Source organism: Bradyrhizobium sp. UFLA05-112 (assembly GCF_053572325.1).
Genome location: NZ_JBANBK010000003.1, coordinates 1 through 25739 on the forward strand (window position 1 = coordinate 1; position 25739 = coordinate 25739).

The 25739-nt window shown below is 64.1% G+C and carries 35 protein-coding genes; 3 read left to right on the forward strand and 32 right to left on the reverse strand.

Going from position 1 to position 25739, the window contains the following annotated elements; all coding sequences use genetic code 11:
- Window positions 1-117: 117 nt before the first annotated feature.
- From SO180_RS02420 to SO180_RS02445, 6 genes are all read right to left on the reverse strand, one after another.
- On the reverse strand, window positions 118-648 hold the full coding sequence (locus SO180_RS02420) for a DUF3471 domain-containing protein (RefSeq protein ID WP_449377249.1): 531 nt from the start codon (window positions 646-648) through the stop codon (window positions 118-120).
- Complete coding sequence (locus SO180_RS02425; protein ID WP_449377250.1) at window positions 602-1495, reverse strand: serine hydrolase domain-containing protein; 894 nt, start codon at window positions 1493-1495, stop codon at window positions 602-604. The genes SO180_RS02420 and SO180_RS02425 overlap by 47 nt, the downstream gene beginning before the upstream one ends.
- 92 nt (window positions 1496-1587) lie before the next feature.
- A complete protein-coding gene (gene blaOXA / locus SO180_RS02430; RefSeq protein WP_449377251.1) occupies window positions 1588-2400 on the reverse strand; it encodes a class D beta-lactamase in 813 nt (270 codons plus the stop codon).
- Between the two features lie 79 nt (window positions 2401-2479).
- Window positions 2480-2743 (reverse strand): EscU/YscU/HrcU family type III secretion system export apparatus switch protein, encoded by a 264-nt coding sequence (locus SO180_RS02435; protein WP_254113110.1) that lies wholly within the window; start codon window positions 2741-2743, stop codon window positions 2480-2482.
- Window positions 2740-4374, reverse strand: coding sequence for a flagellar hook-length control protein FliK (fliK, locus tag SO180_RS02440; protein WP_449377252.1), 1635 nt, complete (start codon window positions 4372-4374; stop codon window positions 2740-2742). Before fliK ends, SO180_RS02435 begins: the two co-directional genes overlap by 4 nt.
- A 55-nt stretch (window positions 4375-4429) precedes the next feature.
- Window positions 4430-5224 (reverse strand): ATP12 family chaperone protein, encoded by a 795-nt coding sequence (locus SO180_RS02445; RefSeq protein WP_449377253.1) that lies wholly within the window; start codon window positions 5222-5224, stop codon window positions 4430-4432.
- A 74-nt stretch (window positions 5225-5298) separates the two neighbouring features.
- On the opposite strand from SO180_RS02445, the gene SO180_RS02450 reads away from it, so the two are divergent.
- Complete coding sequence (locus SO180_RS02450; protein WP_449377254.1) at window positions 5299-5745, forward strand: hypothetical protein; 447 nt, start codon at window positions 5299-5301, stop codon at window positions 5743-5745.
- A 167-nt stretch (window positions 5746-5912) separates the two neighbouring features.
- On the opposite strand, the gene SO180_RS02455 is transcribed toward SO180_RS02450, so the two are convergent.
- Genes SO180_RS02455 through SO180_RS02470 form a run of 4 tightly spaced genes read right to left on the reverse strand, consistent with a single transcriptional unit; the run spans window position 5913 to window position 10251 of the window.
- Window positions 5913-6227, reverse strand: a complete 315-nt coding sequence (locus tag SO180_RS02455) for a hypothetical protein (RefSeq protein ID WP_449377255.1) — start codon at window positions 6225-6227, stop codon at window positions 5913-5915.
- 31 nt (window positions 6228-6258) lie between these two features.
- Window positions 6259-7458: an RluA family pseudouridine synthase gene (locus tag SO180_RS02460; RefSeq protein ID WP_449377256.1), complete on the reverse strand. Its 1200-nt coding sequence runs from the start codon at window positions 7456-7458 to the stop codon at window positions 6259-6261.
- Between the two features lie 52 nt (window positions 7459-7510).
- Complete coding sequence (locus tag SO180_RS02465) at window positions 7511-8848, reverse strand: replication-associated recombination protein A (RefSeq protein WP_449377257.1); 1338 nt, start codon at window positions 8846-8848, stop codon at window positions 7511-7513.
- Window positions 8845-10251, reverse strand: coding sequence for a DegQ family serine endoprotease (locus SO180_RS02470; protein WP_449377258.1), 1407 nt, complete (start codon window positions 10249-10251; stop codon window positions 8845-8847). The genes SO180_RS02465 and SO180_RS02470 overlap by 4 nt, the downstream gene beginning before the upstream one ends.
- Before the next feature lie 317 nt (window positions 10252-10568).
- On the opposite strand from SO180_RS02470, the gene SO180_RS02475 reads away from it, so the two are divergent.
- Entirely contained in the window at window positions 10569-12158 is a 1590-nt protein-coding gene (locus SO180_RS02475) for an OprO/OprP family phosphate-selective porin (RefSeq protein WP_449377259.1), read from the forward strand.
- Between the two features lie 39 nt (window positions 12159-12197).
- Here the strand turns inward: SO180_RS02475 and SO180_RS02480 are convergent, their stop codons facing one another.
- Window positions 12198-12575, reverse strand: a complete 378-nt coding sequence (locus SO180_RS02480) for a winged helix-turn-helix transcriptional regulator (RefSeq protein WP_449377260.1) — start codon at window positions 12573-12575, stop codon at window positions 12198-12200.
- Window positions 12576-12694: 119 nt separating this feature from the next.
- Between SO180_RS02480 and SO180_RS02485 the strand changes: the two genes are divergently transcribed.
- The gene (locus tag SO180_RS02485; protein ID WP_449377261.1) at window positions 12695-13708 is read left to right on the forward strand and encodes a zinc-binding alcohol dehydrogenase family protein; all 1014 of its coding nucleotides are present in this window, start codon (window positions 12695-12697) and stop codon (window positions 13706-13708) included.
- A 135-nt stretch (window positions 13709-13843) separates the two neighbouring features.
- Here SO180_RS02485 and SO180_RS02490 read toward each other — a convergent pair whose 3' ends face one another.
- From SO180_RS02490 to rplP, 21 genes are all read right to left on the reverse strand, one after another.
- Window positions 13844-14350, reverse strand: coding sequence for a hypothetical protein (locus SO180_RS02490; RefSeq protein ID WP_449377262.1), 507 nt, complete (start codon window positions 14348-14350; stop codon window positions 13844-13846).
- A gap of 62 nt (window positions 14351-14412) precedes the next feature.
- Window positions 14413-14709: a DUF1330 domain-containing protein gene (locus SO180_RS02495; RefSeq protein ID WP_449377263.1), complete on the reverse strand. Its 297-nt coding sequence runs from the start codon at window positions 14707-14709 to the stop codon at window positions 14413-14415.
- 331 nt (window positions 14710-15040) lie between these two features.
- Window positions 15041-15457, reverse strand: a complete 417-nt coding sequence (rplQ, locus tag SO180_RS02500; RefSeq protein WP_027520940.1) for a 50S ribosomal protein L17 — start codon at window positions 15455-15457, stop codon at window positions 15041-15043.
- A gap of 121 nt (window positions 15458-15578) precedes the next feature.
- Window positions 15579-16610, reverse strand: coding sequence for a DNA-directed RNA polymerase subunit alpha (locus tag SO180_RS02505; RefSeq protein WP_449377264.1), 1032 nt, complete (start codon window positions 16608-16610; stop codon window positions 15579-15581).
- Between the two features lie 115 nt (window positions 16611-16725).
- Window positions 16726-17115 (reverse strand): 30S ribosomal protein S11, encoded by a 390-nt coding sequence (rpsK, locus tag SO180_RS02510; protein WP_007603045.1) that lies wholly within the window; start codon window positions 17113-17115, stop codon window positions 16726-16728.
- Window positions 17116-17243: 128 nt separating this feature from the next.
- Window positions 17244-17612, reverse strand: a complete 369-nt coding sequence (gene rpsM / locus SO180_RS02515) for a 30S ribosomal protein S13 (protein ID WP_283036034.1) — start codon at window positions 17610-17612, stop codon at window positions 17244-17246.
- 187 nt (window positions 17613-17799) lie between these two features.
- A complete protein-coding gene (locus SO180_RS02520) occupies window positions 17800-18693 on the reverse strand; it encodes an adenylate kinase (RefSeq protein ID WP_449377265.1) in 894 nt (297 codons plus the stop codon).
- 259 nt (window positions 18694-18952) lie between these two features.
- Entirely contained in the window at window positions 18953-20287 is a 1335-nt protein-coding gene (gene secY / locus SO180_RS02525; protein WP_449377266.1) for a preprotein translocase subunit SecY, read from the reverse strand.
- A 149-nt stretch (window positions 20288-20436) separates the two neighbouring features.
- Window positions 20437-20922, reverse strand: a complete 486-nt coding sequence (gene rplO, locus SO180_RS02530) for a 50S ribosomal protein L15 (RefSeq protein ID WP_283036038.1) — start codon at window positions 20920-20922, stop codon at window positions 20437-20439.
- Window positions 20923-20998: 76 nt separating this feature from the next.
- A complete protein-coding gene (gene rpmD, locus SO180_RS02535; protein ID WP_027520947.1) occupies window positions 20999-21193 on the reverse strand; it encodes a 50S ribosomal protein L30 in 195 nt (64 codons plus the stop codon).
- 25 nt (window positions 21194-21218) lie between these two features.
- Window positions 21219-21794: a 30S ribosomal protein S5 gene (gene rpsE / locus SO180_RS02540; protein ID WP_027520948.1), complete on the reverse strand. Its 576-nt coding sequence runs from the start codon at window positions 21792-21794 to the stop codon at window positions 21219-21221.
- Between the two features lie 47 nt (window positions 21795-21841).
- Window positions 21842-22204, reverse strand: a complete 363-nt coding sequence (rplR, locus tag SO180_RS02545) for a 50S ribosomal protein L18 (protein ID WP_007603036.1) — start codon at window positions 22202-22204, stop codon at window positions 21842-21844.
- Window positions 22205-22215: 11 nt separating this feature from the next.
- Entirely contained in the window at window positions 22216-22749 is a 534-nt protein-coding gene (rplF, locus tag SO180_RS02550) for a 50S ribosomal protein L6 (RefSeq protein WP_449377267.1), read from the reverse strand.
- Window positions 22750-22765: 16 nt separating this feature from the next.
- Window positions 22766-23164: a 30S ribosomal protein S8 gene (rpsH, locus tag SO180_RS02555; RefSeq protein ID WP_027554158.1), complete on the reverse strand. Its 399-nt coding sequence runs from the start codon at window positions 23162-23164 to the stop codon at window positions 22766-22768.
- 14 nt (window positions 23165-23178) lie between these two features.
- Window positions 23179-23484 carry a 30S ribosomal protein S14 gene (gene rpsN, locus SO180_RS02560; protein WP_027520952.1) on the reverse strand — a complete coding sequence of 102 codons (306 nt, stop codon included), beginning with the start codon at window positions 23482-23484 and terminating at the stop codon, window positions 23179-23181.
- 46 nt (window positions 23485-23530) lie between these two features.
- Window positions 23531-24088 carry a 50S ribosomal protein L5 gene (gene rplE, locus SO180_RS02565; RefSeq protein WP_449377268.1) on the reverse strand — a complete coding sequence of 186 codons (558 nt, stop codon included), beginning with the start codon at window positions 24086-24088 and terminating at the stop codon, window positions 23531-23533.
- Window positions 24081-24395 carry a 50S ribosomal protein L24 gene (gene rplX / locus SO180_RS02570; RefSeq protein WP_449377269.1) on the reverse strand — a complete coding sequence of 105 codons (315 nt, stop codon included), beginning with the start codon at window positions 24393-24395 and terminating at the stop codon, window positions 24081-24083. Before rplX ends, rplE begins: the two co-directional genes overlap by 8 nt.
- A complete protein-coding gene (gene rplN, locus SO180_RS02575) occupies window positions 24395-24763 on the reverse strand; it encodes a 50S ribosomal protein L14 (RefSeq protein ID WP_027520955.1) in 369 nt (122 codons plus the stop codon). The genes rplX and rplN overlap by 1 nt, the downstream gene beginning before the upstream one ends.
- An 86-nt stretch (window positions 24764-24849) precedes the next feature.
- Entirely contained in the window at window positions 24850-25098 is a 249-nt protein-coding gene (rpsQ, locus tag SO180_RS02580) for a 30S ribosomal protein S17 (RefSeq protein ID WP_027520956.1), read from the reverse strand.
- Window positions 25099-25111: 13 nt separating this feature from the next.
- Window positions 25112-25318, reverse strand: coding sequence for a 50S ribosomal protein L29 (gene rpmC, locus SO180_RS02585; RefSeq protein WP_027520957.1), 207 nt, complete (start codon window positions 25316-25318; stop codon window positions 25112-25114).
- 5 nt (window positions 25319-25323) lie between these two features.
- Window positions 25324-25737 carry a 50S ribosomal protein L16 gene (gene rplP / locus SO180_RS02590; RefSeq protein ID WP_027520958.1) on the reverse strand — a complete coding sequence of 138 codons (414 nt, stop codon included), beginning with the start codon at window positions 25735-25737 and terminating at the stop codon, window positions 25324-25326.
- Window positions 25738-25739 lie beyond the last annotated feature (2 nt).

Genomic DNA, 25739 nt, shown 5'->3' on the forward strand with positions numbered 1-25739 from the left:
GCGCGAACCGTCGATGCGGTCTGCGCCGCAATCGGTCACGCACTCGATGCCTTCACCCCCGAGGAATGCGCCAACTACCTCAAAAATTCAGGCTATCGAACTTAATGCCATCACGCTTTAGGGCACCCGCCGCCCGCGCATGTCCTTGCCGTTCTGGTGCAGCGTCAGCATCGGCGCTGCGCCGTCCTCGGGCCTTGCGAAAGTGAGCTGAGCGTCGACGACGCGGTAGAAGAAATCCGTCTCGCTCTCGGCAAATACCTCATATTCGGCCTGCCCGGTCGCCTGCACGAACAGATGGCTGCCGTCGGCGCGCACCGTCAGCACGAAGGTCGCTGCGATCTGGTAGCGGCCCATATAGGCTGTGAGCAGCGCCGGATCGACGGGGACCTCGTGCCGGATCTTCGGTGGCGGATAGACCGGGTTGATCATGTTCAGTGCGAGCGAGGTGTTGGCGCCATAATCGTTCGCATTCGACAGCAGGATGGATGCCTTCCCGGTACTGGTCGAATAGCCGATGAAGGTCGCATAGCCGCCGGTGCCGCCGTCCTTCCAGATCACCTCGTCGTCGAAGCGCAAGCTGGTGAACCAGCCCATGGCAACGTCACGCTGCGGCTCTCGCGGACGCCGCAGCGACAGCGTCATCCTCATGGCGGCATCGAGCGGCGTGTCGCGCGTGCCCTGATAGGCCTCGACGAACTTGAAGAGGTCGTTCAAGGTCGAGGCGCAGCGCGCCGGCGCCTGCGAGCGCATCGAGGTCCCAATTCGCCACGGGTGCCAACGCTGTATTGTGGCCTGGCGCCAGGCGCTCGCGCAGCGCGGCGGAAAGCGTGATCCGCGTGTCGTCCATGCCGAGCGGCGCGCAGATGCGCGAAGTGACGAGCTCCTCGTAACTTTTGCCCGCGCGCAGTGCCAATACGTGCCCGAGCAGGCCGAAGCCGAGATTGGCGTATTCGTAGTGCTTGCCCGGCGTGTAGGCGAGCCTGTAGCTCGACAGGAAATCGTAGAGCCGATCGGCGGTGTAGTCGGCATACGGATTGGTGGGGTCCTTCGGCGCAAAATTGTTGGGCATGTTCGGCAGGCCGGAAGTGTAGGTCGCTAGATCCAGCAAGGTGATCGGGACGCCCTGATATTCCGGCATCCTGACCCGCTCGGGCAGGAACTTGGCCGCGGGATCATCCAGCGCCACCTCGCCTCGTCCGACCATCTCGGCCAGCAGCAAGGCGGTGAAGACCTTTGTGATCGAGCCGATCTCGAAGACGGTGTCGGCGTCGAGCGCGCGATTATTGGCGGCTCCCGAACGCCCATGGGTCGCGACGATGCGGCGACCGCCGTCGATGCGACCCGCCACGAGCCCCATGGTCTCGTGGCCGGTCTCGATGTGGTCCTCGAGCAAGGCCGCGAGCTCCTGCTCAGGCAGGGACTGAGCATGCAGCCGCGCGCCGCCAAGTAGAAGTGCGGAGCCTCCGAGGAGAACCGAGCGGCGATGCAGCATCATACAAGGTCTCGTATGCGGCGCTCGCGCCGAACGGCCGATTAGTAGCCGAGCAATGCTAGTCGAGCTGCGCGACAGACTCCAGAGCTGCTACGTTAAATTGCGCCGATATCGGCAAGGCAGGCTTGCGTCAGCGTCATGCGATCGGCGATGTGACGCGGCTCGCGGCAATCCATGTTGAGCGCGAACACGGTGCGCGCGTCGCCCTTCTCGGCCCAGCCGACCATCCAGCCGAGCGAGCCCTGCTCCTTACCCGTGAGGCCGGACTTGGCACGGATGATGGAGGTGCCGACTTTCGTCACCGGCAGGATATCGCAGACGAGATCCTGGCTGCGCCCGGAGATCGGCAGCGCGCGGCGCCGCAGCCGGTCGACGAAGTCGATCTGGTCCATGGGATCGATGCGCAGGTTTCCGGTCAGCCAGAACTGGTCGATGCCGCCGCCGATGTCGCGATTGCCATATTCGAAGAGGTCGACGTATTTTTGCATCCGCTCCTGGCCGATGCGGCGCGCGATCTCCTGATAGACCGGCACCGCGCTGACCGCGATGGCGCTGCGCAGCGTGTGATCCCTGTTCCAGGCCTCGATGTCGCGCTTCACGCCGTCCCAGGGGAAGACATCCTTGTCCACGTCCTGCACCACGCCGGTTTCCAGCCCGATCAGCGAGTTGGGAATCTTGAAGGTCGAGGCCGGCAGCCGCGGCTCGGCGGAGCGCTCCTTGTCGCTCAGGATAATCATGTAGTCGTCGACCTTGTAGCCGACGAAGGTGCCGGCCGTGCCGGCTTCCGTAAAACGCTTCGCGAGGCTGTCGCGAACTTCGCTAAGCGGCGGCGCAACATTGGCGAGCGCGCGCGATGGCAGGATGGCGCTGGCGGCGAGAAGGCCGAGAGTAGAGCGACGGGTCAGCAAGGGCGGTATCCGTTCAATGGTCGGTAGCGACAGTGCAGCCGGTTTCGTGGTGAAACGATGACAGCGTTTTGGCGCGGCTTTAGCGCACCCGGCCCGACAGCCGCAGCACGAACACCAAGACCTCGGCCACGGCCTTGTAGAGGTCCGGCGGGATTTCGTCGCCGAGCTCGACCTTGGACAACGCGCCCGCCAGCACCTCGTTCTCCTCGATCGGAATGTCGTGGGCCTTTGCCAGTTCCACGATCTTGGCGCCGATCGTGCCCTTGCCCTTGGCGACGACCCGCGGCGCACCGCTGCCCTTCTCGTAATGCAGGGCGATGGCGAGCTTGCTCTCCTCGCTCATGTCGCGCGATCCAGAAAGTGCCCGGCGCGCGCCGGTTGCGGCTGCGGCGGCGTGCCGTCGCGGATCACGATGTCGCCGGGCTTGAGATCGGCTTTGGCCAGCGCCTTGCTGAGCTCGCCGGCGCCGTCGCGCAATTGCTGCGCGGTGGCAGGACGTTCCGCCCACATCCGCACAAATGTCTTGTCGCCATTGAGCGTGATCAGGGCATGCACGGGGCCGGCCGGCTCGACGTTGAGCGAGAAGCGCGCGCGCCAGGCCTTTTTCGCCGGATCGGACTCGCTGCCACCACCGTCGCGCGTAATCTCGAACTGTGCCATCGCGGTGCCTTGGGGCGTGGCGAAGGGAATTTCGAACGCCCATTGCGGCACGGACGGATCGACGCGTTGGCCGCTGGCATCGACGCGATCCGGAAGTGATGCGACCTGCAACAAAGTCTGCCGCGCGATCGCGGCGTCGGTGTCGTCGAGCAGCCGGTGCACGGTCTGACTCAGCGGAGCATCTGATGCCAGCGAGGCCGCTGGGATCGCCTGCGGCGATGGCAGCGCACCGCGAAATGGCGGCGGCGCGGTCGCCGCACGCGGCATCGTGTCGAGGCTGTGCGCGTCCGGCGCCGCGGCTTTGGATGCCGCAAACGCGGCGCCCATGGCATGCGGCAGCTCTTGCACGGCTTCCTGGAGCAGGCTCAGCGCGACGCCGGGTGACACGGCGCGCGGCAGCGCGCCTTCGGTCATGGCCTCGGTGAGCGCGGCCGCGATATCGGCGCCGTGCGGCGCCTGCAGCGTCTGGCCTGGGCCAGCTTCAGGTGAGAGCGGCGGCGCCTGGAACGTTTCGCCAGCAATCTGCTCGAGCGAGGTCACGGCCCGCGCCACGGCCGCAGGCGCGGCGGGAAGCGCGTTTGCCGGTGCCGCCACTTGCGGCGCCAAAGTTTCAACCGCGCCCGACGTTGCAGCGAGCGTCTGGCGCAGCACGAGAAGCGCCGCCTTCAGATCAGGAACGGTGCCGCTTGCAGGCATCAGCCCTGACGCCAGCGAGGCCTCGAGGAAGATCCCGGATTTCTGGAACGCGGACTCGATGTCGCCACCGTCGAGCTGCGGACCGAGTGGTGTCTGCTGCGCCAGCACGTCCAGCACGGCCTGCTTCAGCCCGGCCGGCAGGTCACTGTTGGTGACGACCGAGGCGAGATTGGCAAACAGCGGCGCCTGGCTGCCCTGCTTGGTCACCGCCTCACTGGAGGCCACCGAAACGGCGATCTGCTCGAGCGGCGTCAGGAGATTGCGCCCAGCGGTCGCGGACGGCGCGAGCGTGGGCGCGTCGGTGAGCGCGACCGCACCTGGCGTCAGCGTGACCTGATCGGTCGCCGCCCCGTCCGTTCCGTTGACGATCGCAAGGCGTACGGTGCCATCGCTCTGCGACACCGCGAGCTGGAGGTTCTGCCCCGGCGACAGCGCCACCTCCGACATAACGTCAATCGAGAGGTTGGCGATCGCGATGCGTACGAGATTGTCGGCCATCACGCTGACGACCTTGGCGTCGACGACCGAGCCCGCCTGGAGCACGAGCTCCGGCGTTGCCGTATCGGCTACGGAGGTGGCGGCGCTGACTGATACAATCGAGCTTATCGGCGTCGGCATGTTTTCAGGACCCGCGGAACGCGAGCAACCCTAGCCATCCGTCGTAAACCTCCCGTTAAGGACCTTGCGTCGGGAGCCCGTTCACGGCCTCGAGGACCACCACCGCCGCGGCAAAATCCTTCAGCCGGGCGGCGCGGCGGCCGGCCGCCTCCTCATCCACGCCCCACTGATCGGCGTTCCAGTCCTCGTCGACATGGGCGGCGGCCCAGACCTGGTCGGCATCACGCGCCCGATGCGCCAGGGCGAGGGCCAGCAGCGCCGAGCCCGTCAGCGTCGTGATCACGTGCAAAGCTGCGACCGACCAGGGATCCCCGGGCAGGGCCGCCCGCGCGGCCGCGATCGCCTGCTCCGGCTGGGTGACATGCATGATGCCCTCGGACAGGATGAAATGCGCGCCAAGCGTCTCGGCCGCCCAGAACAGCACGGGGTCCCAATGCACGGCCTCGCGGGCCACCAGGCCCTCGGGATGGCCGGCGCGATAGAACAGCAGGTCGGACTGGAGGTATTTTGCGAGGTCATCGCTGACGAGATCGACGCGGCCGACCACGCCCTCGACCACGCTGTTGGCGAGCCGCGTCAGCGGCATGGTCATGGGGTCGATCGTCTCCGCCTGGCCCGCCCATTCCGCGGCGACCGCGTCGGCGAGCAGCTTCGCGGGGATGACAACCTGGCGGCCGGACGGCGTCTTGATCGGCTTGCCGTCGAGCGTGATGGCGAAGCCGCCCTCGGCCTCCGCAACGCCCGCCTGCGCATAGAAACGCTTGCGCAGGGGCGCCCGGGAGGCAGCCCGCGCGGCCTCCTGCGGATCGAGCCGGGACTGGCCCGCAACCTCGTCAAACAATTCACGCATTCGGTTTTCGACCCTAATCCCTGGATGCTAGGCTTCTAAAGTATGTCCGGCAGCCGATAAAGCGAGCGGCAGGCATGAAGGAAATCGCTGGCATTATGGCCCTGTTCGCCGGCTTCTGGTCGGTTGTCGCCGAGGCCGGTTTCCGCTCGCCGGAATCGCTGGTGCGCAACGTCTATGCCCATTACGGCCGGGGTGCACCGGAGTTCTCGAAAGGCCTGCCGCGAGATGCTCCGACCGCGCGCCAGTTCTTCGACCCCAGCCTGCGCAAGGTCTGGAGCAGCCAGCGGAGCGAGCCCTACGATTTCCTGGTGCAAAGCCAGACCTGGACACTCGGCCCGGTCGCGATCTCGGTGCTTCGCAAGCAATACGACAAGACCTATGTCGCGGCGCTGTTCGACAATAACGGCCGTCGGGTGACGCTGAACTTCATCCTGGTCGACGGGCCGGAAGGCTGGCTGATCACCGACGTCGAGAGCCCGCATGACAGCCTGCGGATGTTTCTGGAGCAGTTCAGGAACTAGCGGGCCCCTGTCACACTCGCCGCTGTCATGCCCCGCGCAGTGATCTGTCCGGTCTAAACAGCAGGCGGGGCATCCAGTACGCCGCGGCTTATCGATTCAATCACAGCCGTCTCGGAGTACTGGATCGCCCGGTCGAGCGATGACAACTGAGGATGTGGCGGGATGACCTACTGGTTCGCGCACATGCGTGAATACGTGCCGCGATCGGCTGGGCTAAGCCCCGCCCCGGCAGCGTCATCGAGGCATTTGCTGATGCGGTCGCTGAATGAGGATCGTGGCGCCGGTCTGTAATTGTTGCTCGGCCGCGCATCGAGCTGCGGGACTTTCGGTATCTCGATCTTTGGCGGTGGCGGCGGAGGAGGCGGTGGTGGCAGCAATAGCGGCGAGGTGCCCGGCACCAGCGTCTGCGCGAAACTGCCCTGCCCCGCCGCGAGCGCAGCTAGAACCACCAGGATGGAGAGCGTCGCCTTCATGGAGGACATGTCGTGCTCCTCCCGTGGTCGCGCAAGCGGATTACTCCTCCGGCGCGTTCTCGATCGGATCAAATCTTGTTGCGTCGAGGCCAAGCAGGTTCCACGACTGCTGCATGTGCGGCGGCAGCGGAGCGCTGGCGTCGATGACCCCACCGCGCGGATGCGGAATGACGATACGGCGCGCGAGCAGATGCAGCCGGTTTTGCAGGCCGCCCGGCAATTCCCAGTTCTCGATGTTGAAGTATTTGGGATCGCCGATGATGGGATGGCCGATATGGGCCATGTGGGCGCGAAGCTGGTGCGTGCGCCCGGTCACCGGCTTCAGCGACACCCAGGTGAGCTTGTTGCCGGCGGTCTCGACCACCGCATAGTAGGTCACCGCGTGGCTCGCGCCCTCGTCGCCATGTTGGGCGATGCGCATGATGGTGTCGTCCTCGCTCTCCTCTTTCGCGAGGAAGGTCGAGATGCGGCCCTGCTTCGGCTTCGGCAGACCCGGCACCAGCGCCCAATAGATCTTCCGTGCCGAACGCGAGCGGAAGGCACCGGTGAGATGGGTCGCGGCAAAGCGCGTCTTCGCGATCAACAGGCAGCCTGACGTGTCCTTGTCGATGCGATGCACCAGGCGTGGCTTCTGCCCCTTGGCGTCCCGCATCACTTCCAACATCTGGTCGATGTGCCGCGTGGTGCCGGAGCCCCCCTGCACCGCAAGCCCCGCCGGCTTGTTGAGCACGAGGACGTCGTCGTCCTCGTAGAGCGTCATCTCCTTGAGCGCTTGAAGCGTTTTTTGCGCGGCTTCGGAGAGCGCGCCGGGCAGCTTCGGCGTATCCAGCTTCAACGGCGGAATGCGGACGCTCTGCCCCTCCTCCAGCCGGTCCTTGCTGTCGACCCGCTTGCCGTCGACGCGCAGTTCGCCTTTGCGCACGACGCGCTGGATGTGGGAGAACGACAGCCCTGGGAAACGCGCCTCCAGAAACCGATCGACGCGCATGTTGTTCTCGTCGGCCGTCACGGTGACGGTCTGCACCTTGGTCGGCAGCAGCGCCTCGACGGGCTTTGCGCTCGCCGGCTCAGGCGCACGCCGCTCGGTGCGCTCGCTAGCGAAACGTGGCGGCTTCGAACCCGGCTTGCCGCCCGGCCGCGGCCCTGCCTTCTGCGCGCTACGCGCCTTGAACGGACGCGCTTCCTTGCGTTCATCACGCGAGCGGGGCTTTGGGTTGGTTCTCTTGATGCGGCGGCTCATGGTTGTCTGCCTAGCCTAAAAGCGGCTTCTCGTCACGACGAAATGGCCGATTTCAACGCGAGCCGCCCCGCTCCTTCCGCAGCTTCGCCCAGTAATCCAGCCGCTTCCTGATCTCCCGCTCAAACCCGCGCTCGGGCGGGTCGTAGAAGGTCTGGCGTCCAAGGGCCTCCGGGAAATAGTCCTGGCCGGAAAACGCGTCGGGCGCGTCGTGGTCGTATTCGTAGGCTGCGCCATAGCCCTCCGACTTCATCAGACCGGTGGGCGCGTTGAGGATGTGCTTCGGCGGCAGCAGGGAGCCGGCCTGCTTTGCGGTCTGCATCGCGGCGCCGAAGGCAGCGTAGACTGCGTTCGATTTCGGCGCGGTGGCGAGATAGACGACGGCCTGGGCGATCGCGAGCTCGCCTTCGGGATGACCCAGGAAGTCGAAGGCGTCCTTCGCCGCATTCGCGATGACGAGCGCCTGCGGATCGGCAAGGCCGATGTCCTCGACCGCCATGCGCACCACGCGCCGCGCCAGGAACAGCGGATCCTCGCCGGCGTCCAGCATGCGCGCAAGATAATAGAGCGCCGCGTCCGGATCTGAGCCGCGCACGGACTTATGCAGGGCCGAGATCAGGTTGTAGTGGCCGTCGGCGGACTTGTCGTAGATCGGCGCGCGGCGCTGCAAGATGTCCTGCAACTGCTCGGCCGTGAATATCTCGCCGGCGCGCGCGGAACGCCAGACTTCCTCGACCAGCGTCAGCGCAGCACGGCCGTCGCCGTCGGCCATGCGTGCGAGCGCGGCGCGCGCCTCCGCATCCAGCGGCAGCTTCTTGCCCTCGACGACTTCCGCATGCGCGAACAGTTTTTCGATTGCTGCGGCGTCGAGCGAATGGAACACCAGCACGCGGGCGCGCGAGAGCAACGCCGCGTTGAGCTCGAAGGACGGATTTTCGGTGGTGGCGCCGACCATCACCACCGTTCCGTCCTCCATCACCGGCAGAAAGGAATCCTGCTGCGCGCGGTTGAAGCGATGCACCTCGTCGACGAACAGCAGCGTGCCCTTGCCCATCTCGCGGCGGGCGCGCGCGGCGTCAAAGGCCTTTTTCAGGTCGGCGACGCCGGAGAATACCGCGGAGATCTGCTCGAAATGCAGGTCGGTGGCGTCAGCGAGCAGCCGCGCCACGGTGGTCTTGCCGGTGCCCGGCGGTCCCCAGAACACCAGCGAGCCGAGCGTACGCGTCGCCAGCATGCGTGTCAGCGCGCCGTCCGGGCCGAGGATGTGGTCCTGACCCACGACCTCCGACAGCGCGCGCGGGCGCAGGCGGTCCGGCAGCGGATGCGGGGCATCGTGATCGAGCCCAGCCGCGGCGAAGAGCGTTGGCGTCCCCTGTGGTCGCTTCGCGCTCATCCGCCGAGCGTGACGTTGATCTGCTGGCCGCCGCGCAGCAGCGCGATACGCCAGAGCCGCGCGGACACGCCCGCCGCCTTCTCCAGATCGCTGGTCTGGCCGATCTTCTGGTTGTTGACCGAAAGAATGATATCGCCCTTCTGGAAGCCGACGCCTGCGGCCGTGGTGTCGTCGCCGATTTCGGTGATCACGACGCCCTCGGTGTCGGCATCGAGATGCAATTCGTCGGCGACCGCCGGCGTGATGGCCGAGATCTTCGCACCCTGGAATGGCGAGCGCGCGGTGATGACGATCTCATTGCGACCGGTGTCAGGCGCGGTCTCGAGCTGCACGGTGAGCTTGATCGGTTTGCCGGCGCGCTGCACGTCGAGTTGCGCGGTACCGCCGAGCGGACGGGTGGCCAGGCGGTAGTCGAAGGCATTGAGATCGTCGACCGTCTGCCCGTCGATCGCGACGATCAGATCGGAGGCTTTCAAGCCGGCTTTCGCCGCAGGCCCGTTCGACACGACGCTCGCGACCAGCGCGCCCGTCGGCGAGCGCAGGCCCAGGCTCTCCGCGATGTCGGGCGTCACCCCCTGGAGCCGCGCGCCGAGCCACGGCCGCTTCACCGCCTTGCCGCCGCTCCTGGCGGAGGCAACGACGACGCGCACCATGTTGGCAGGAATCGCAAACCCGATGCCCTGCGAGCCGCCGGAGCGCGAATAGATCGCGGTGTTGATGCCGGCCAGCCTGCCGTTCATGTCGACCAGCGCACCGCCGGAATTGCCGGGATTGATCGCTGCATCGGTCTGGATGAAGAACTGATAGTCGGTGATGCCGACCTGCGTGCGCGCGAGTGCCGAGATGATGCCGTGGGTCACGGTCTGGCCGACGCCGAAGGGATTGCCGATCGCGAGCACGACGTCGCCGACCATCAACTCATCCGAGTTGGTGAAGTCGAGGGTGGGGAATTTCTCCTTGGCGTCCTTGAGGCGCAGCACCGCCAGATCGGTGCGGGAATCCTTCAGCAGAATCTCGGCCTCGAACTCCCGCTTGTCCGAGAGCGACACCTTGACCTGGTCGGCGCCCTCGATGACATGGACGTTGGTAACCACGAGACCCGAGGGATCGACGATGACGCCGGAGCCGAGCGAGCGCTGCATCTGCTCGGGCTGCTGGCCCGGCACGCCGAAGAAACGGCGGAAAATCGGGTCGTCCAGCAGCGGATTGCGGTTCTGCACCACCTTGGCGGCATAGACGTTGACCACCGCCGGCTGCACCCGCTGCACGATCGGCGCATAGGACAGCTTGAGCTCCGCCGGAGACGACGGGACCCGACGGTCCTGCGCGAGGGCGGGATCTAGACTGCCCAGAAGGGTCATGCAGCTTGCGGCAATAACAGTGGCGCGGATCAATCGAAACATTCCTACCTCTCGGAAAAGACGCCGGAATATAGGCATGTTCGACCGCCAATAGAAGGGCGGCTCCCGCCAATATTCGCCCCCTTTTCTCCCCGCTCCGGCATGCAAGTCCCGCACGAGGGGCTGCGATTTTGCCGGTCCCGCGGGATTGGCATGACGCCCATCATCCTCCAGAGTGGAAGTTAAGCACGATTCGGTTGATGCGAATTTGCATCAGCGGGAACCGGGCTCGTGCGTGATATTCGTCGCGGGGCGGTCATCTGCCGATCGTACGATTCTCCGTGATGATCGGGACGCTGATCAGTAAGGGAGTGGATGACGTGAATAGGAAAAGATTCACAACCGCGGCGCTCGGCCTCGCCGGCGCGCTCGCGGCTTCGCAAGGCCACGCACAGACGGCGAGCAACAGCGATCAGGAGATCGCATTGTTGAAGCAGCAATTGAAGCTGCTCGAGCAGAAGCTCGATAAACTGCAAAATCAGACCGCGGCGAACACGGCGGCCACGGCGAAGGCCAAGGCCGAAGCGAGAACCGAAGCGAAGGCCGCGGTTGCCAACGCGCAAGCCGCCATTCCGGTCAAGGGCCCGGTGGCTCCATCCGGTGTCGTCGTGACCATGCCGAACAACCGGCCGACCATCTGCACCGCGGACGAACAGAACTGCGTCGCGATCACGAGCCGCGTCCACTGGGACGTCGGCGGCTACGACTACCGTCCCAACACCGCGGCGACCGTGCCGCAGAAGCTCGACAGCGGCGAAAATCTCCGCCGCGCGCGGATCGGCGTCGTCGGCAAATTCTTCGGCGACTGGAACTACGCGCTGATCTATGACTTCGGCGGCTCGTCCGACGGCTTCGGCGGCACAGCTCCGGGCTCGCTGCCCGGCGGCGGCACGTCCGGCGTCGAAAACGCCTATCTGAGCTACACCGGCCTGAAACCGTTCGGCGGCAAGATGGCGGTCGAAGCCGGCATCATGGACCTGCCCTGGACGCTCGACGAATCGACCAGCTCCAACGACATCCTGTTCATGGAGCGTGCTTCGGTCGGCGTCATCGCACAAAATATCGCAGCCGGTGACTTCCGTTCGGCCGCCGGCACCCGCTGGTGGAACGACCAGCTCTGGGTCGGCGCCTATGTCACCGGACCAACCACGGGCCAGATCCACTCTGCGTCCAGCGTCTCTCCGCCCGGGACAAGCGAGCAATATGGCGCCGTCGCCCGCATTGCCGGCAATCCCATCAGCGGCAATGGCTACTCGTTTCATATCGGCGCCGATGCGGAGTGGCTGATCCAGCCGCCGCGCAATCTGGTGACGCAGGCGCAGACGCTCACGCTCAGTGACCGGCCTGAGCTGCGGATCGATCCAACGTCGCTGATATCGACCGGTGCGATCGCCAACGTTTCCGGGGCGCAGGTCTACGGCGTCGAAGTGGCGGGGACCTATGGCCCGCTCATCGCGCAGGGCGAATACTACTGGTTCAATGTCGACCGCACAGCGAATACTGGCCTGCCGCCCTTCAGCGCGCCGAGCCTGAAATTCGACGGCGGCTACGCGCAGGTCGGCTACGTGCTCACCGGCGAGACGCGTGCCTACAATCCGGCGACGGCCTCCTACGGCGGCATCAAGCCGGCGAATCCGTTCTCACTCACCGGTGGCGGGTGGGGTGCCTGGGAAATCGCCGCACGCGTGAGCACGATGAACCTGAACGATCAGCTCGCAACTGCGGCCGGCATCGCGGGTGGACGGCAAACCATCTACACTGCCGCGCTGAACTGGTACGTCAACGGCAACATCCGCTTCATGCTGGACTACCTGCATGGCGACATCTCCAAGCAGGTGAGCTCCACCTCTGCGGCGAATGCGGGCTCGAAGTTCGACGCGATTGCGATGCGGACCCAGGTCGCGTTCTGATACGACCCTTCCGGGAGCGGCACGTCCGCTCCCGGACACTTACGCTGCGCGCTTCGCCTTCCTCACGACCACCGGCGGCGGCGCGCAGGACAGCCGTTCCTGGTGGCTTTCACCCCAGGCTTTCAGGATATCGATCACCGGCCGCAGGCTCTCGCCGAGCTCGGAGAGACAGTATTCCACCCGCGGCGGCACTTCCGCATAGACCTTGCGGATGACGAGCTTGTCCTCCTCCAGCGCGCGAAGCTGTTTGGTCAGCATGCGCTGGGTGATGCCGGGCATCAGGCGACGCAATTCGCCGAAGCGCTGCGTGCCGCCCTGGAGGTGATAGAGGATCACGCCCTTCCATTTGCCGTCGATCAGGTCGAGCGTGGCCTCGACCGAGCACCCCGGCCGCCGGGCAAAATTGCGCCGTTTCATGCGTGTTTTCCCAATAGTATCCAAACAGGGACTATATCCCCATTTTTACAGTACTTGCAAAATCGGAGCTACCCGGACACTTAACCTGGCGATCTCACCTTCTGATGGAGACTTGAGACATGAAGGCCGTCGGCTACAAAAAATCGCTTCCGATCGAGGATCAGGATTCCCTGATCGATTTCGAAACCGCAAAGCCGGAGCCGAAGGGGCGCGACATCCGCGTCGCGGTAAAGGCGATCTCGGCCAATCCGGTCGACTTCAAGGTGCGCAAGCGCGCTGCCCCGCCCGAAGGCGAGGTCAAGATTTTGGGCTACGACGCGGCCGGCGTGATCGATGCGGTCGGGCCTGATGCCACGCTGTTCAAGCCGGGCGACGAGGTGTTTTACGCCGGCTCGATCCTGCGCCAGGGCACCAATGCCGAATTCCACCTGGTCGACGAGCGCATCGTCGGCCTCAAGCCGAAATCGCTCTCATTCGCGCAGGCTGCCGCGCTTCCCCTCACCTCCATCACCGCGTGGGAATTGCTGTTCGACCGCCTCGGCGCCGTGCCTGGCAAGAGCGTCGATCCGCGCACGCTCCTGATCACGGGCGGCGCAGGCGGCGTCGGCTCGATCCTGATCCAGCTTGCGCGCCGCCTCACCGGCCTCACGGTGCTCGCGACCGCGACGCGGCCGGAGTCGCAGAAATGGTGCCTCGATCTCGGCGCACATGCTGTGATCGATCACGGCAAACCGATGAAGGAGCAGATCGGGAAACTCAAGCTGCCGCCGGTCGCGGTGGTGGCAAGCCTCACCTTCACCGACCAGCACTACAAGGCGATCGCCGAATTCATGGCGCCGCAAGGCAGGTTCGGCCTGATCGACGATCCCCCGGAATTCACGATGGCCGTGTTCAAGGGCAAGGCAATTTCGGTGCACTGGGAATCGATGTTCACGCGCTCCTCGTTCCAGACGCCTGACATGGTCGCGCAGCATCACCTGCTGGGTGACGTCGCCGACCTCATCGACAAAGGCGTGCTTCGCACGACGATCGATCAGACCTTTGGCACGATCAACGCGACGAACCTCAAGCGCGCACATGCGCTGCTCGAAAGCGGCAAGTCGCGCGGCAAGATCGTGCTGGAGGGATGGTAGTTACATCGTTGGTGCGAAGGGTGGGCAAAGGCGCTCTTGCGCCGCACCCACCATCTCTCCACGTGCGTGATAGAAGTGTGGGCACGCTTCGCTTTGCCCACCCTACGATTGCTACAATTGCTACGTTCTACGCTCTCACTTCGCCTGAGCGGCCGTCTGGAGCGCCTTCCAGTCGAATTTCTCGGCGAGCGCCAGTCCCTCCTCCTCGGTAAGGCCGTCAAAGGAAAGATTGAACAGCGCGTCCTTGCCGAGCGCCACGATGAGCGTGCCTGATTTCTGCGGGTTGTTGTAGTTCTTGAGCACCTGCATTCCGCGCATGGTTGCGGACATGACATGACCGTCCGGAGTCTGGATGTTCATTCCGCTCTGGATCGGCGCCAGCGCTCCAGTGGCCGCCTGCCCGACCATGACCGCGGCCTGCAGATGCGCCGAGCCGCGCGTGTATTCGCGCGTCGCCGTGGTCATGCTCGTATCGGACATCTGCATCGACATACCATCCGGCTTCTTGCCTTCCCATCCGGCAAGGTCGACCAGGAGCGGCAGCAGCCGCTGAAACGGCTGGTCGGCGTGTGACGGCGAAAGCGGCCACAAGATCACCAGTGCAACGAAGAAACAGAAAACCTTGAATCGCGACTGAAGCATTCTCTTCTCCCGGTTGGGCTAACCGGGCGAGCATAGCAACCCTTCGTTGCACCAGAAAGACCTCACCCAGGCGGTACGCCGTCGACAAATATCAGCCGTCGCTCCAGCGCAGTCCTCCGCAACTTCAGCGCCTCGGCATATTCGACCGAGGCGTACCATTGGCGCGCACGCACTATCGATGGAAACTCGACGATGATGATGGTCCTGGCCGGCGGACCGCCCTCCACGACCTCTGCGGCGCCGCCGCGTACGAGGTAGCGGCCGTCATATTGTGCGATCGTCTTTGCGGCGAGCGTGCGATAGGCCTCCATCGCGCTCTTATCGTGGACCTCGACCTCGGAGATAACATAGGCGGGCATGCGGCACCCTCTTGTTGAGCATGATCTTCTCGGAAAACCGCTGCGCACTTTTCTGGATCATGCCCTACGCAATGATGTTGACGATGGAAATGTCGGGCGCCATCGGCGGCTCCGCAATTGGCACTCACTCATGCGTGAGGAAGGCATTCCCGTAGGATGGGCAAAGCTTTGTAGGGTGGGCAAAGGCGCTCTCGCGCCGTGCCCACCACTTCTGCTGCGGCACGCAAAGTGGTGGGCACGCTTCGCTTTGCCCACCCTACAATTCTCTACCCGCAAAACAAAAGCGGCGCCCGAGAGCGCCGCTTTCTCAAACTCTAAACTGCCGACAGGCTTACGCCGCTTCGGCTTCCTTCGCCTGGGACGGACCGGAGTCCTGGCCCTTGGCATCGACGTCGCGGTCGACGAACTCGATCACGGCCATCGCGGCGTTGTCGCCGTAACGGAAGCCGGCCTTGATGATGCGGGTGTAGCCGCCCTGGCGGTCCTTGTAGCGGGTCGCGAGCGTGTCGAAGAGTTTCTTGACCATGTCGACGTCGCGCAGCTCCGCGATCGCCTGACGACGGAGCGAGAGGCCGCCCTTCTTGCCGAGGGTGACGAGCTTCTCGACGATCGGACGCAGCTCCTTCGCCTTGGGCAGCGTGGTGACGATCTGCTCGTGCTTGATGAGCGAAGCCGCCATGTTGGCGAACATCGCCTTGCGGTGCTCGGCCGTGCGGTTGAGCTTCCGATGAACCTTGCCGTGACGCATGTAACTATTCCTTATTTTAGAACTGCCGCGACGGTTCGTCGGACCAGTTGCTCAGGTGGGCTTCCTGCGTTCGCCCATAAAAATGACGGCCGGGGACGCCGGCCGTCACGGTGAAGTCAGATCAGTAGTGATCTTCGAAGCGCTTGGCGAGCTCGTCGATGTTCTCCGGCGGCCAGCCCGGCACTTCCATGCCGAGGTGCAGACCCATCTGGGCCAGCACTTCCTTGATCTCGTTCAGCGACTTGCGGCCGAAGTTCGGGGTGCGGAGCATTTCCGCCTCGCTCTTCTGCACGAGGTCGCCGATGTAGACGATGTTGTCGTTCTTCAGGCAGTTGGCCGAACGCACCGACAGCTCGAGCTCGTCCACCTTCTTGAGGAAGGCCGGGTTGAAGGCGAGGTCCGGGATGATCTCCTGGGCGACTTCCTTGCGCGGCTCTTCGAAGTTGACGAACACGTTGAGCTGATCCTGGAGGATGCGCGCAGCGTAGGCCACCGAGTCATCCGGCGTGATCGCGCCGTTGGTCTCGATCGTCATGGTCAGCTTGTCATAGTCGAGGATCTGGCCCTCGCGGGTGTTCTCGACCTTGTAGGAGACCTTGCGAACCGGCGAGTAGAGGCTGTCGACCGGAATCAGGCCGATCGGCGCGTCCTCGGGACGGTTACGCTCGGCGGGCACGTAGCCCTTGCCGGTCGAGACCGTGAACTCCATGCGAATCTCGGCACCGTCGTCGAGGGTGCAGATCTGCAGGTCCGGGTTGAGCACGGTGACGTCGCCGACGGTCTGGATGTCGCCGGCGGTAACCACGCCCGGGCCCTGCTTCTTCACGACCATGCGCTTGGGGCCTTCGCCCTGCATCTTGATCGAGATGTCCTTGATGTTGAGGACGATGTCGGTAACGTCCTCACGGACGCCCGCGATCGAGGAGAACTCGTGCAGCACGCCGTCGATGTGCACCGACTGCACGGCGGCGCCCTGAAGCGACGACAACAGGATGCGGCGCAGCGCGTTGCCGAGTGTCTGGCCGAAGCCACGCTCGAGCGGCTCGGCGACGATGGTCGCAAAGCGGGCCGGATCGCTACCCGGGGATACCTGGAGCTTGTTCGGCCGAATCAGTTCTTGCCAATTTTTCTGGATCGTCACTGTTTCACCCATACAGGCCAGTCAGTCTGCCATTGCCGACACTGGCGTTGGAGAAAGGCCGCAAGTCACGCTTGCGGCTTCGCAAAGCAAAGTCATCGCGGACGACGACGGCGCCCGCGACCTCGTATCAAACACGCCTACGCTTGCGCGGGCGGCAACCATTGTGCGGGATCGTGGTCACGTCGCGGATCGAGGTGACGGTGAAGCCCGCAGCCTGCAACGCGCGCAGCGCCGACTCGCGGCCCGAACCGGGACCGGCGACCTCGACTTCCAGCGTGCGCATGCCGTGTTCCTGCGCCTTCTTGGAAACGTCCTCCGCAGCGACCTGCGCTGCATACGGGGTCGACTTACGCGATCCCTTGAAACCCATGGTGCCCGCCGACGACCAAGCGATCGTGTTGCCCTGCGCATCGGTAATGGTGATCGTCGTGTTGTTGAACGACGAGTTCACGTGCGCAACGCCGGAGGCGATGTTCTTGCGCTCACGACGGCGAACGCGGGTGGCTTCCTTGCCCATAGAGTACCTTTCCTGGAGATCTCAAACGCCGCCGTAATGCCAGCGGCTACACCTGTGAAAATGCGAGTGGCGAATGGCGAGTAGCGAATGCAATCATTCGCCACTTCCTATTCGCCATTCGCGTCGAATTACTTCTTCTTGCCGGCGATTGCCTTGGCCGGGCCCTTGCGCGTGCGCGCATTGGTGTGGGTGCGCTGACCGCGCACCGGCAGGCCGCGACGATGGCGCAGGCCGCGATAGCAGCCGAGGTCCATCAGACGCTTGATGTTGATGCCGACCTCGCGACGCAAATCGCCCTCGACGAGATAGTCGCGGTCGATGACTTCGCGGATCTGGAGCACTTCCTGGTCACTGAGCTGATTGACGCGACGATCCTCGGGGATCTTCACCTTCTCCATGATGTCACCGGCGATCTTGGGGCCGATGCCATGGATGTACTGCAGCGCGATCAGCACGCGCTTGTTGGTGGGAATGTTTACGCCGGCAATACGGGCCACGGCCTTCTCTCCTGTTGCCGATCCCTCGTCAGGAATCGGGCTTTAAGTGCTTGCTTTCTCGGGCAGGTGTTCACAAACGCGAACACGACGCCCACCCCCGGTCTTCCTGGGGCCCGGCATCGTCTGAAACTATCCGACTTGGATGCGGGGCTTATTAAGGGATTCCGGGGGGTTTCGTCAACCGCTGCTAGCGCTTAGCTCGCTTTTTCGTGACCTTTTTTTGACCCTTCTTCGGACCCTTTTTGGCGGTCTTTTTGACGGTCGTCTTGGCGGTCTTTTTTGCGGCTTTCTTGGTTCCTTTGGCGGCCTTCTTGGCGGACTTGGCCGCCTTCTTGGCTACTTTTGCGGGCTTTTTGACCGTTTTGGTAGCCTTTTGCGCACCCTTCCTGGCTGGAACCACCCGGGCCGCAGTATCGACCGCAGTCTTGGCATGGGCGGTCTTGGCGTGGGCAGTTTTGGCGTGGGCGGTTTTGGCGTGGGTCTTGGGCTCGACCGCCCCCAGCGCCAGCAGAAGGCGGTGGATGGCGCGGCTGACCTCCTCGATGGTCATCATGCCATCGACGGTCGAGAGCTTGCGCCGCTCGGAATAGTAGTGAATCAGCGGTTCCGTCTGGCTGCGGTAGCTGGCGAGTCGCTTGGTCAGGACCTCCGGGGTGTCGTCAACCCGGACCTCCTCGCCGCGTTCGCGCATCTGGGCGACGCGGGTCTCGACCCGATCGAGCAGTGCGCTTTCGTTGACCCTGAGCTCGATCACGCCGTCGAGCTTGAGGTGCCTGTGCTTCAACAACTCGTCCAGCGCCTCAGCCTGCGGCACGGTGCGCGGGAAGCCGTCGAGAATGAAACCCTTCTTGGCATCGGGCTGCTCGATCCGGTCGGCGATGATTCCGACCACGACGTCGTCGGGCACGAGGCCGCCGCCAGCCATGATCTCCTTTGCCTTCAGCCCGACCGGCGTTCCCGCCGCAACCGCAGCGCGAAGCATCTCGCCGGTCGAGAGCTGCACGATGCCATAGCGTTCGATCAGCCGTTGCGCCTGGGTCCCCTTGCCTGACCCCGGCGGTCCCAGAAGGATAATTCTCATCGGCGTTCGCCCCCCGGATCGGTGAGCGATAGGTCGCGCACCTGTGTTTGAAGATCGAGACCAGTGCAAACCACAATCAGCGCCGTACCACCACCCATAATGACACGGCGACGCCTTGCCGCAAGCGACGAAGGCTTTGGGAATCGGTCTGCACGGTCAGGTAGACGGCTCGAGCCGCCCCCGTCAACGCTACCAACGGAATAGTTCTGAACGGGGAGCAGCCACCGATCGCAACGGCGACCGGGACGCAAGTCCGAACTTACCTGTTGCGGCGGCCGCGTAGCTTCGACTTCCGGATCAACCCCTCATACTGGTGAGCCAGCAGGTAACCCTGAACCTGCGCCACCGTGTCCATGGTGACACTGACCACGATCAACAGCGACGTGCCACCAAAGTAGAAGGGCACCGAGGCGTAGGAAATCAGAATTTCCGGGATCAAACAGACAATCGCGAGGTAGATCGCGCCGATGACGGTGATGCGCGACAGCACGTAGTCGATGTATTCGGCGGTGCGCTCGCCGGGACGGATGCCCGGGATGAAGCCGCCGTGCTTCTTCAGGTTGTCAGCGGTCTCGGTCGGGTTGAACACGATCGCGGTGTAGAAGAACGCGAAGAACACGATCAGCGCCAGGTACATGATCAGGAACAGCGGCCGGCCGTGGCCGAGCTGCGTCGTGAGCCACTGGAACCATTCCGGTCCCTTGCCGGCGTTGAAGTTCGCAACCGTCGTCGGCAGCAGGAGCAGCGAGGACGCGAAGATCGGCGGGATGACGCCCGAGGTGTTGAGCTTGAGCGGCAGATGCGAGGACTGGCCCTCGAACATCTTGTTGCCGACCTGTCGCTTCGGATACTGGATCAGGAGCCGGCGCTGCGCGCGCTCCATGAACACGATGAAGGCGATCACGGCGACCGCCATGATGATGACGATCAGGATCAGGCCGGTCGACATCGCGCCCTGACGGCCGAGTTCGAGCATGTTGGCGAGCGCCGAGGGCAGCTCGGCGACGATGCCGGACAGAATGATCAGCGAGATACCGTTGCCGATGCCGCGCGAAGTCACCTGCTCGCCCAGCCACATCAGGAACATGGTGCCGCCGGTGAGCGTGATCGCGGTGGAGAGACGGAAGAACAGGCCGGGGTCGCTGACGACGTTGCCGGCGCCTTCCAGACCGACCGCAATGCCATAGGACTGGAACGCGGCCAGGATCACGGTGAGGTAGCGGGTGTACTGGTTCAGCGTCTTGCGGCCCGCCTCGCCTTCCTTCTTCAGCGCCTCGAGTTGCGGCGAGACGGTGGTGAGGAGCTGGATGATGATCGAGGCCGAGATGTACGGCATGATGTTCAGTGCGAAGATCGCCATGCGGTGGATACCGCCGCCGGCGAACATGTTGAACATGCCGAGGATGCCGCCCGCCTGCGAGCGGAACACCTGCTCCCAGATGTTGGGATCGATACCGGGCAGCGGGATGTAGGTGCCCAGCCGATAAACGAGCAGCGCACCCAGGGTGAACCAGATGCGCTTCTTCAGTTCGTCGGCCTTGGCGAGCGCGCCGAAATTGAGATTGGCTGCCAGTTGTTCCGCTGCTGAGACCATGTTGGGCTTTCTCCCGCCGCCTACTGCGCCGTCATACCCGCGGCCGGGCTACTTGGGCGGACGCCGGACATTATCTGGTGCACGGCTTCGATAAGTCCATCGTCCAGCATGCGTAAAGGCCCGCGAGCCGCGGGCCAATGACGCAGATGTTACGCCGCCTCACCTTCTTCGGTGGCAGGCGCGAGGATCTTCACCGAGCCGCCGGCCTTCTCGACCGCCGCGATCGCGGACTTCGAGGCGCCGTGCACTTCGATGTTGAGCTTGGCCTTGAGCTCGCCGCGGCCGAGCAGCCGGACGCCAGCCTTGGAGCGGCGCAGCACGCCGGCCTTCACCAGCGCTTCGGCATTCACGACGCTGCCAGTGTCGAGCTTCTTGGCATCGACGGCATCCTGGAGCCGATCGAGATTGATCTCGGCGAACTCGACGCGGAAGATGTTGTTGAAGCCACGCTTGGGCAGACGGCGATGCATCGGCATCTGGCCGCCTTCGAAACCCTTGATGCGCACGCCCGAACGCGCGGTCTGGCCTTTGCCGCCGCGGCCGGACTGCTTGCCCTTGCCCGAACCGATGCCGCGGCCGACGCGCATGCGCTTCTTGCGCGAGCCGGGATTGTCGGCGATATCGCTGAGCTTCATCGCCCTTCTCCTTGTTTCTTGCGCATGATCCTACCCGAAAACCGGTATCCAGTTTTCGAGATCATGCGCCGCTTGCTTACTTCCCGTCGACGATGCGGACGAGATGGTGAACTTTCTCGATCATGCCACGAACCGCCGGGGTGTCCGGCAGTTCGGCGACACGGCCGATCTTGTTGAGCTTGAGCCCGATCAGCGTCGAGCGCTGCGAGTGATGGCGGCGGATCGCGCTGCCGATCTGCTCGATCTTGATCGTCTTGGCGGCCTTGGCCATTTTTTAAAACTCCGAAAAGCTTCCGTTAGTCGGCAGCCGCCTCGGCATCGCCGCCGATACGACGGGACTGCAGGGTGGACACCTTGATGTTGCGGCGGGCCGCGACCGAGCGCGGCGAATCCTGGTGCTTCAACGCATCGAAGGTCGCGCGCACCATGTTGTAGGGGTTCGACGAGCCGATCGACTTCGCCACTACGTCCTGGACGCCCAGCGTCTCGAACACGGCGCGCATCGGACCGCCGGCGATGATGCCGGTACCGGCCGGGGCGGCACGCAGGTAGACACGGCCCGCGCCGTGACGGCCGGCGATGTCGTGATGGAGCGTGCGGCCCTCGCGCAGCGACACGCGGGTCAGGTTGCGCTTGGCGGATTCGGTCGCTTTCCGGATCGCCTCAGGCACTTCGCGCGCCTTGCCGTGACCGAAGCCGGCACGGCCCTTCTGGTCGCCAATCACGACCAGCGCTGCGAAGCCGAAGCGCTTGCCGCCCTTGACCACCTTGGCGACGCGGTTGATGTGGACGAGCTTGTCGACGAACTCGCTGTCGCGCTCCTCGCGCTCCTTGCGTTCACGTCCGCCGCGGTGTTCGCGTTCACCTGCCATGGTTTTTCCAATCCTTCAGAGGCTTACGCCTCAATCCTCAAATTCTGTTAGAAGCTCAGGCCGCTCTCACGCGCAGCATCGGCAAGAGCCTTGACGCGCCCGTGATAGAGATAGCTGCCGCGATCGAACACGACTTCCTTGACGCCCTTCTCCGCGGCGCGCTCGGCGAGCAACTTACCGACCGCCTTCGCCGCATCGATGTCGGCGCCGGTCTTGCCGCCATCGCGCATCGACTTCTCGAGCGATGAGGCAGAGGCCAGCGTCTCGCCCTTCAGGTCGTCGATGACCTGGGCGTAGATGTGCTTGGACGAGCGGAACACCGACAGGCGCGGACGGCCGCCACCGGAGCGGCGCAGCTTCAGTCGCACACTCCGCTTGCGCCGGGCATTCGTAACCTTGGCTTTGGACATGACCGGCTCCGTTACTTCTTCTTGCCTTCCTTGCGGAAGATGAATTCGCCAACATACTTCACGCCCTTGCCCTTGTAGGGCTCCGGCGGGCGATAGCCGCGGATCTCGGCCGCGACCTGGCCGACGCGCTGGATATCACTACCCGACACCGTGATCTCGGTCGGCTTCGGCACGGCGATCGTGATCCCTTCCGGGATCGCATAGATCACGTCGTGGCTGTAGCCGAGCGCGAGCTGCAGGTTCTTGCCCTGCATCGCGGCGCGGTAACCGACACCGGTGATTTCGAGCTTCTTCTCGAAGCCCTTCGTGACGCCCTCGACGAGGTTCGCAACCTGAGCGCGAGCGGTGCCGTACAGCGCCCGCGCGCGATTGGTGTCGAGCCGCGGCTTGACCTTGACCTGGCCGTTCTCGAGCTTCACCTCGACGTCGTCATGGACGACGAACTGAAGCTGGCCCTTTGGCCCCTTCATCTTGACGGTCTGCCCATCGACGGTCGCGGTAACGCCCGACGGCACCGTCACAGGCTTTTTGCCAACACGTGACATGGATCGAAAATCCTTCTCAGAACACCGTGAAGAGGACTTCGCCGCCCACATTCGCGTCGCGCGCGCTGTGGTCGGCCATGATCCCCTTTGGCGTCGACAACACCGAAATGCCGAGCCCGTTGTTGACCCGCGGCAGGTTCTTCACCGAGGCGTAAACGCGACGCCCGGGCTTGGAGACACGTTCGATTTCGCGGATGACGGGCTCGCCGTCGAAATACTTCAGCTCGATCTCGATCTCGCTGCGGCCCGAGGAATGCTCAAGCGTGGCATAGCCGCGGATGTAGCCCTCGGTCTTCAGCACCTCGAGCACATTCTCGCGCATCTTCGAGCCAGGCGTGGAAACCTTGGTCTTGGAGCGCATCTGCGCATTGCGGATGCGGGTGATCAGATCGCTGATTGGATCGTGCGTAGACATCTAAACGACCCTCCTTACCAGCTCGACTTCACGAGGCCCGGGACCATGCCCTTGGAGCCAAGTTCACGCAGCGCGATACGGGACAGCTTGTTCTTGCGATAGTTCGAGCGCGGGCGGCCCGACAGCTCGCAACGCAGACGGATGCGGGTCGCCGACGAGTTGCGCGGCATTTCCGCCAGCTTCAACGTCGCAGCGAAGCGCTCCTCCATCGGGAGCTTCTTGTCGGCGATGATCGCCTTCAACCGCTCGCGCTTGGCGGCGGCGTTCTTCACCATCCGCTTGCGCCGGTTGTTCTTCTCGATTGAACTCTTCTTTGCCATGCTTGGCTCCTGGGTATCCGCGTTTGAGAGGCTTTTGGTCAGCGTCTCACTGCCGGAACGGGAAATTGAAAGCGGTCAACAAGGCCCTCGCCTCTTCGTCGGTCTTGGCCGTGGTGCAGACGGTGATGTCCATACCGCGGGCTTCCGTGACCTTGTCGAAGTCGATCTCGGGGAAAATGATGTGCTCCTTGATGCCGAGCGAGTAGTTGCCGCGGCCGTCGAAGCTCTTCGGGTTCAGGCCGCGGAAGTCGCGGACGCGCGGCAGCGCGACCGTCACCAGGCGATCGATGAACTCGTACATGCGGGCCTTGCGCAGCGTGACCTTGCAGCCGATCGGCTGGTTCTCACGCAGCTTGAAGGTCGCGATCGCGATGCGCGAATAGGTCACGATCGCCTTCTGGCCGGCGATCTGGGTCAATTCGGCAGCGGCGTTCTCGGCCTTCTTGCGGTCGTTGACGGAATCGCCGACGCCCATGTTCAGCACGACCTTGTCCAGCCGCGGAACCTGCATGACGTTCTCGTAGCCGAACTTCTCGGTCAGGGCGACGCGGATCTTCGCGTCATATTCCGCGCGCAGGCGCGGCACGTAAGCTGTCTCAGCCATCGATCTCAGCTCCCGAGCTCTTGGCGATGCGGACCTTCTTGCCGTCCGCCTGAATCTTGAATCCGATGCGCGTCGGCTTTCCGTCCTTGCCGAGATACGCGATATTGGACAGTTGGATCGGCGACTCTTTCGAGATGATGCCGCCCTCCTGGTTCTGGGTCTGCTTCTGGTGGCGCTTGACCATGTTGATGCCACGCACCAGCGCCGTGCCGGCGTCCGGACGCACCTCGAACACCTCCCCGGTGCGACCCTTGTCGCGGCCGGTCAGCACGACGACCTTGTCGCCCTTGCGGATCTTCGCAGCCATCACAGCACCTCCGGCGCGAGCGAAATGATCTTCATGTGGTTCTTGGCGCGCAACTCGCGCGGCACCGGCCCGAAGATACGGGTACCGACCGGCTCGGCCTGGTTGTTGATCAGGACGGCGGCGTTGCGGTCGAAGCGGATGACCGAACCGTCGGGGCGGCGGATGTCCTTGCGGACACGCACCACGACGGCCTTCATCACGTCGCCCTTCTTCACCTTGCCACGCGGAATCGCTTCCTTGATCGATACGACGATGATGTCGCCGATGGTGGCGTAGCGGCGCTTGGAGCCTCCGAGCACCTTGATACACATGACACGGCGTGCGCCAGAATTGTCGGCCACGTCGAGGTTGGTCTGCATCTGAATCATTGATGCACCTCGTCCTCTTTCTCTTTTGCGCCAGCCTGGCCAGCGCTCAACATTTCCCTGAAGTCAGTCGGCTAAGTGCCGGCAGCTCAGGCGCTTTTCTTGTGTTCGCCCCGGATCACGACCCAGCGCTTCAACTTCGAAATCGGCTTCGATTCCTCGATCCACACCACGTCGCCCGGCTTGAACTGGTTGTTCTCGTCGTGCGCGTGATAGTTCTTCGAACGGCGGATCGTCTTCTTGTAGATCGGGTGCGTGAAGCGGCGATCGACGCGCACCACGATGGTCTTGGCTTGCTTGTCGCTGACGACCACGCCCTGCAAAGTACGTTTCGGCATCTTCGTAAGCCTCTTACTTCTTCTTCGCGCGCTGCTGCGCGGCGACGGTCTTGATCCGGGCGATGTCACGGCGAGCCTCGCGCAGGCGCGAGGTGTTCTCGAGCTGCCCGGTGGCACGCTGGAAGCGCAGGTTGAAGCGCTCCTTCTTCAGGTTCAGGACGGCGTCATCCTGCTGGTCGGGGCTCATCGCGCGGATGTCTTCGATCTTCATCTGGGCCATGGCCATTACTCCGCAATGCGCTCGACGAAGCGCGTCTTGATCGGCAGCTTGGCGGCAGCCAAAGTCAGCGCCTCGCGCGCGGTCTGGTTGTTGACGCCGTCGATCTCGAACAGCACCCGGCCGGGCTTGACGCGCACGACCCACAATTCCGGCGAGCCCTTGCCGGAGCCCATGCGGACTTCGGCCGGCTTCTTCGACACGGGAACGTCGGGGAATACGCGGATCCAGACGCGGCCGGCGCGCTTCATGTGGCGGGTCAGCGCGCGGCGGGCGGCCTCGATCTGGCGCGCGGTGACGCGCTCAGGCTCGGTTGCCTTCAGCCCGAACTGGCCGAACGCCAACGTCGCGCCCGAAGACGCAACGCCGTGGATGCGGCCCTTATGCGCCTTCCGGAACTTCGTTTTCTTAGGTTGCATCATGG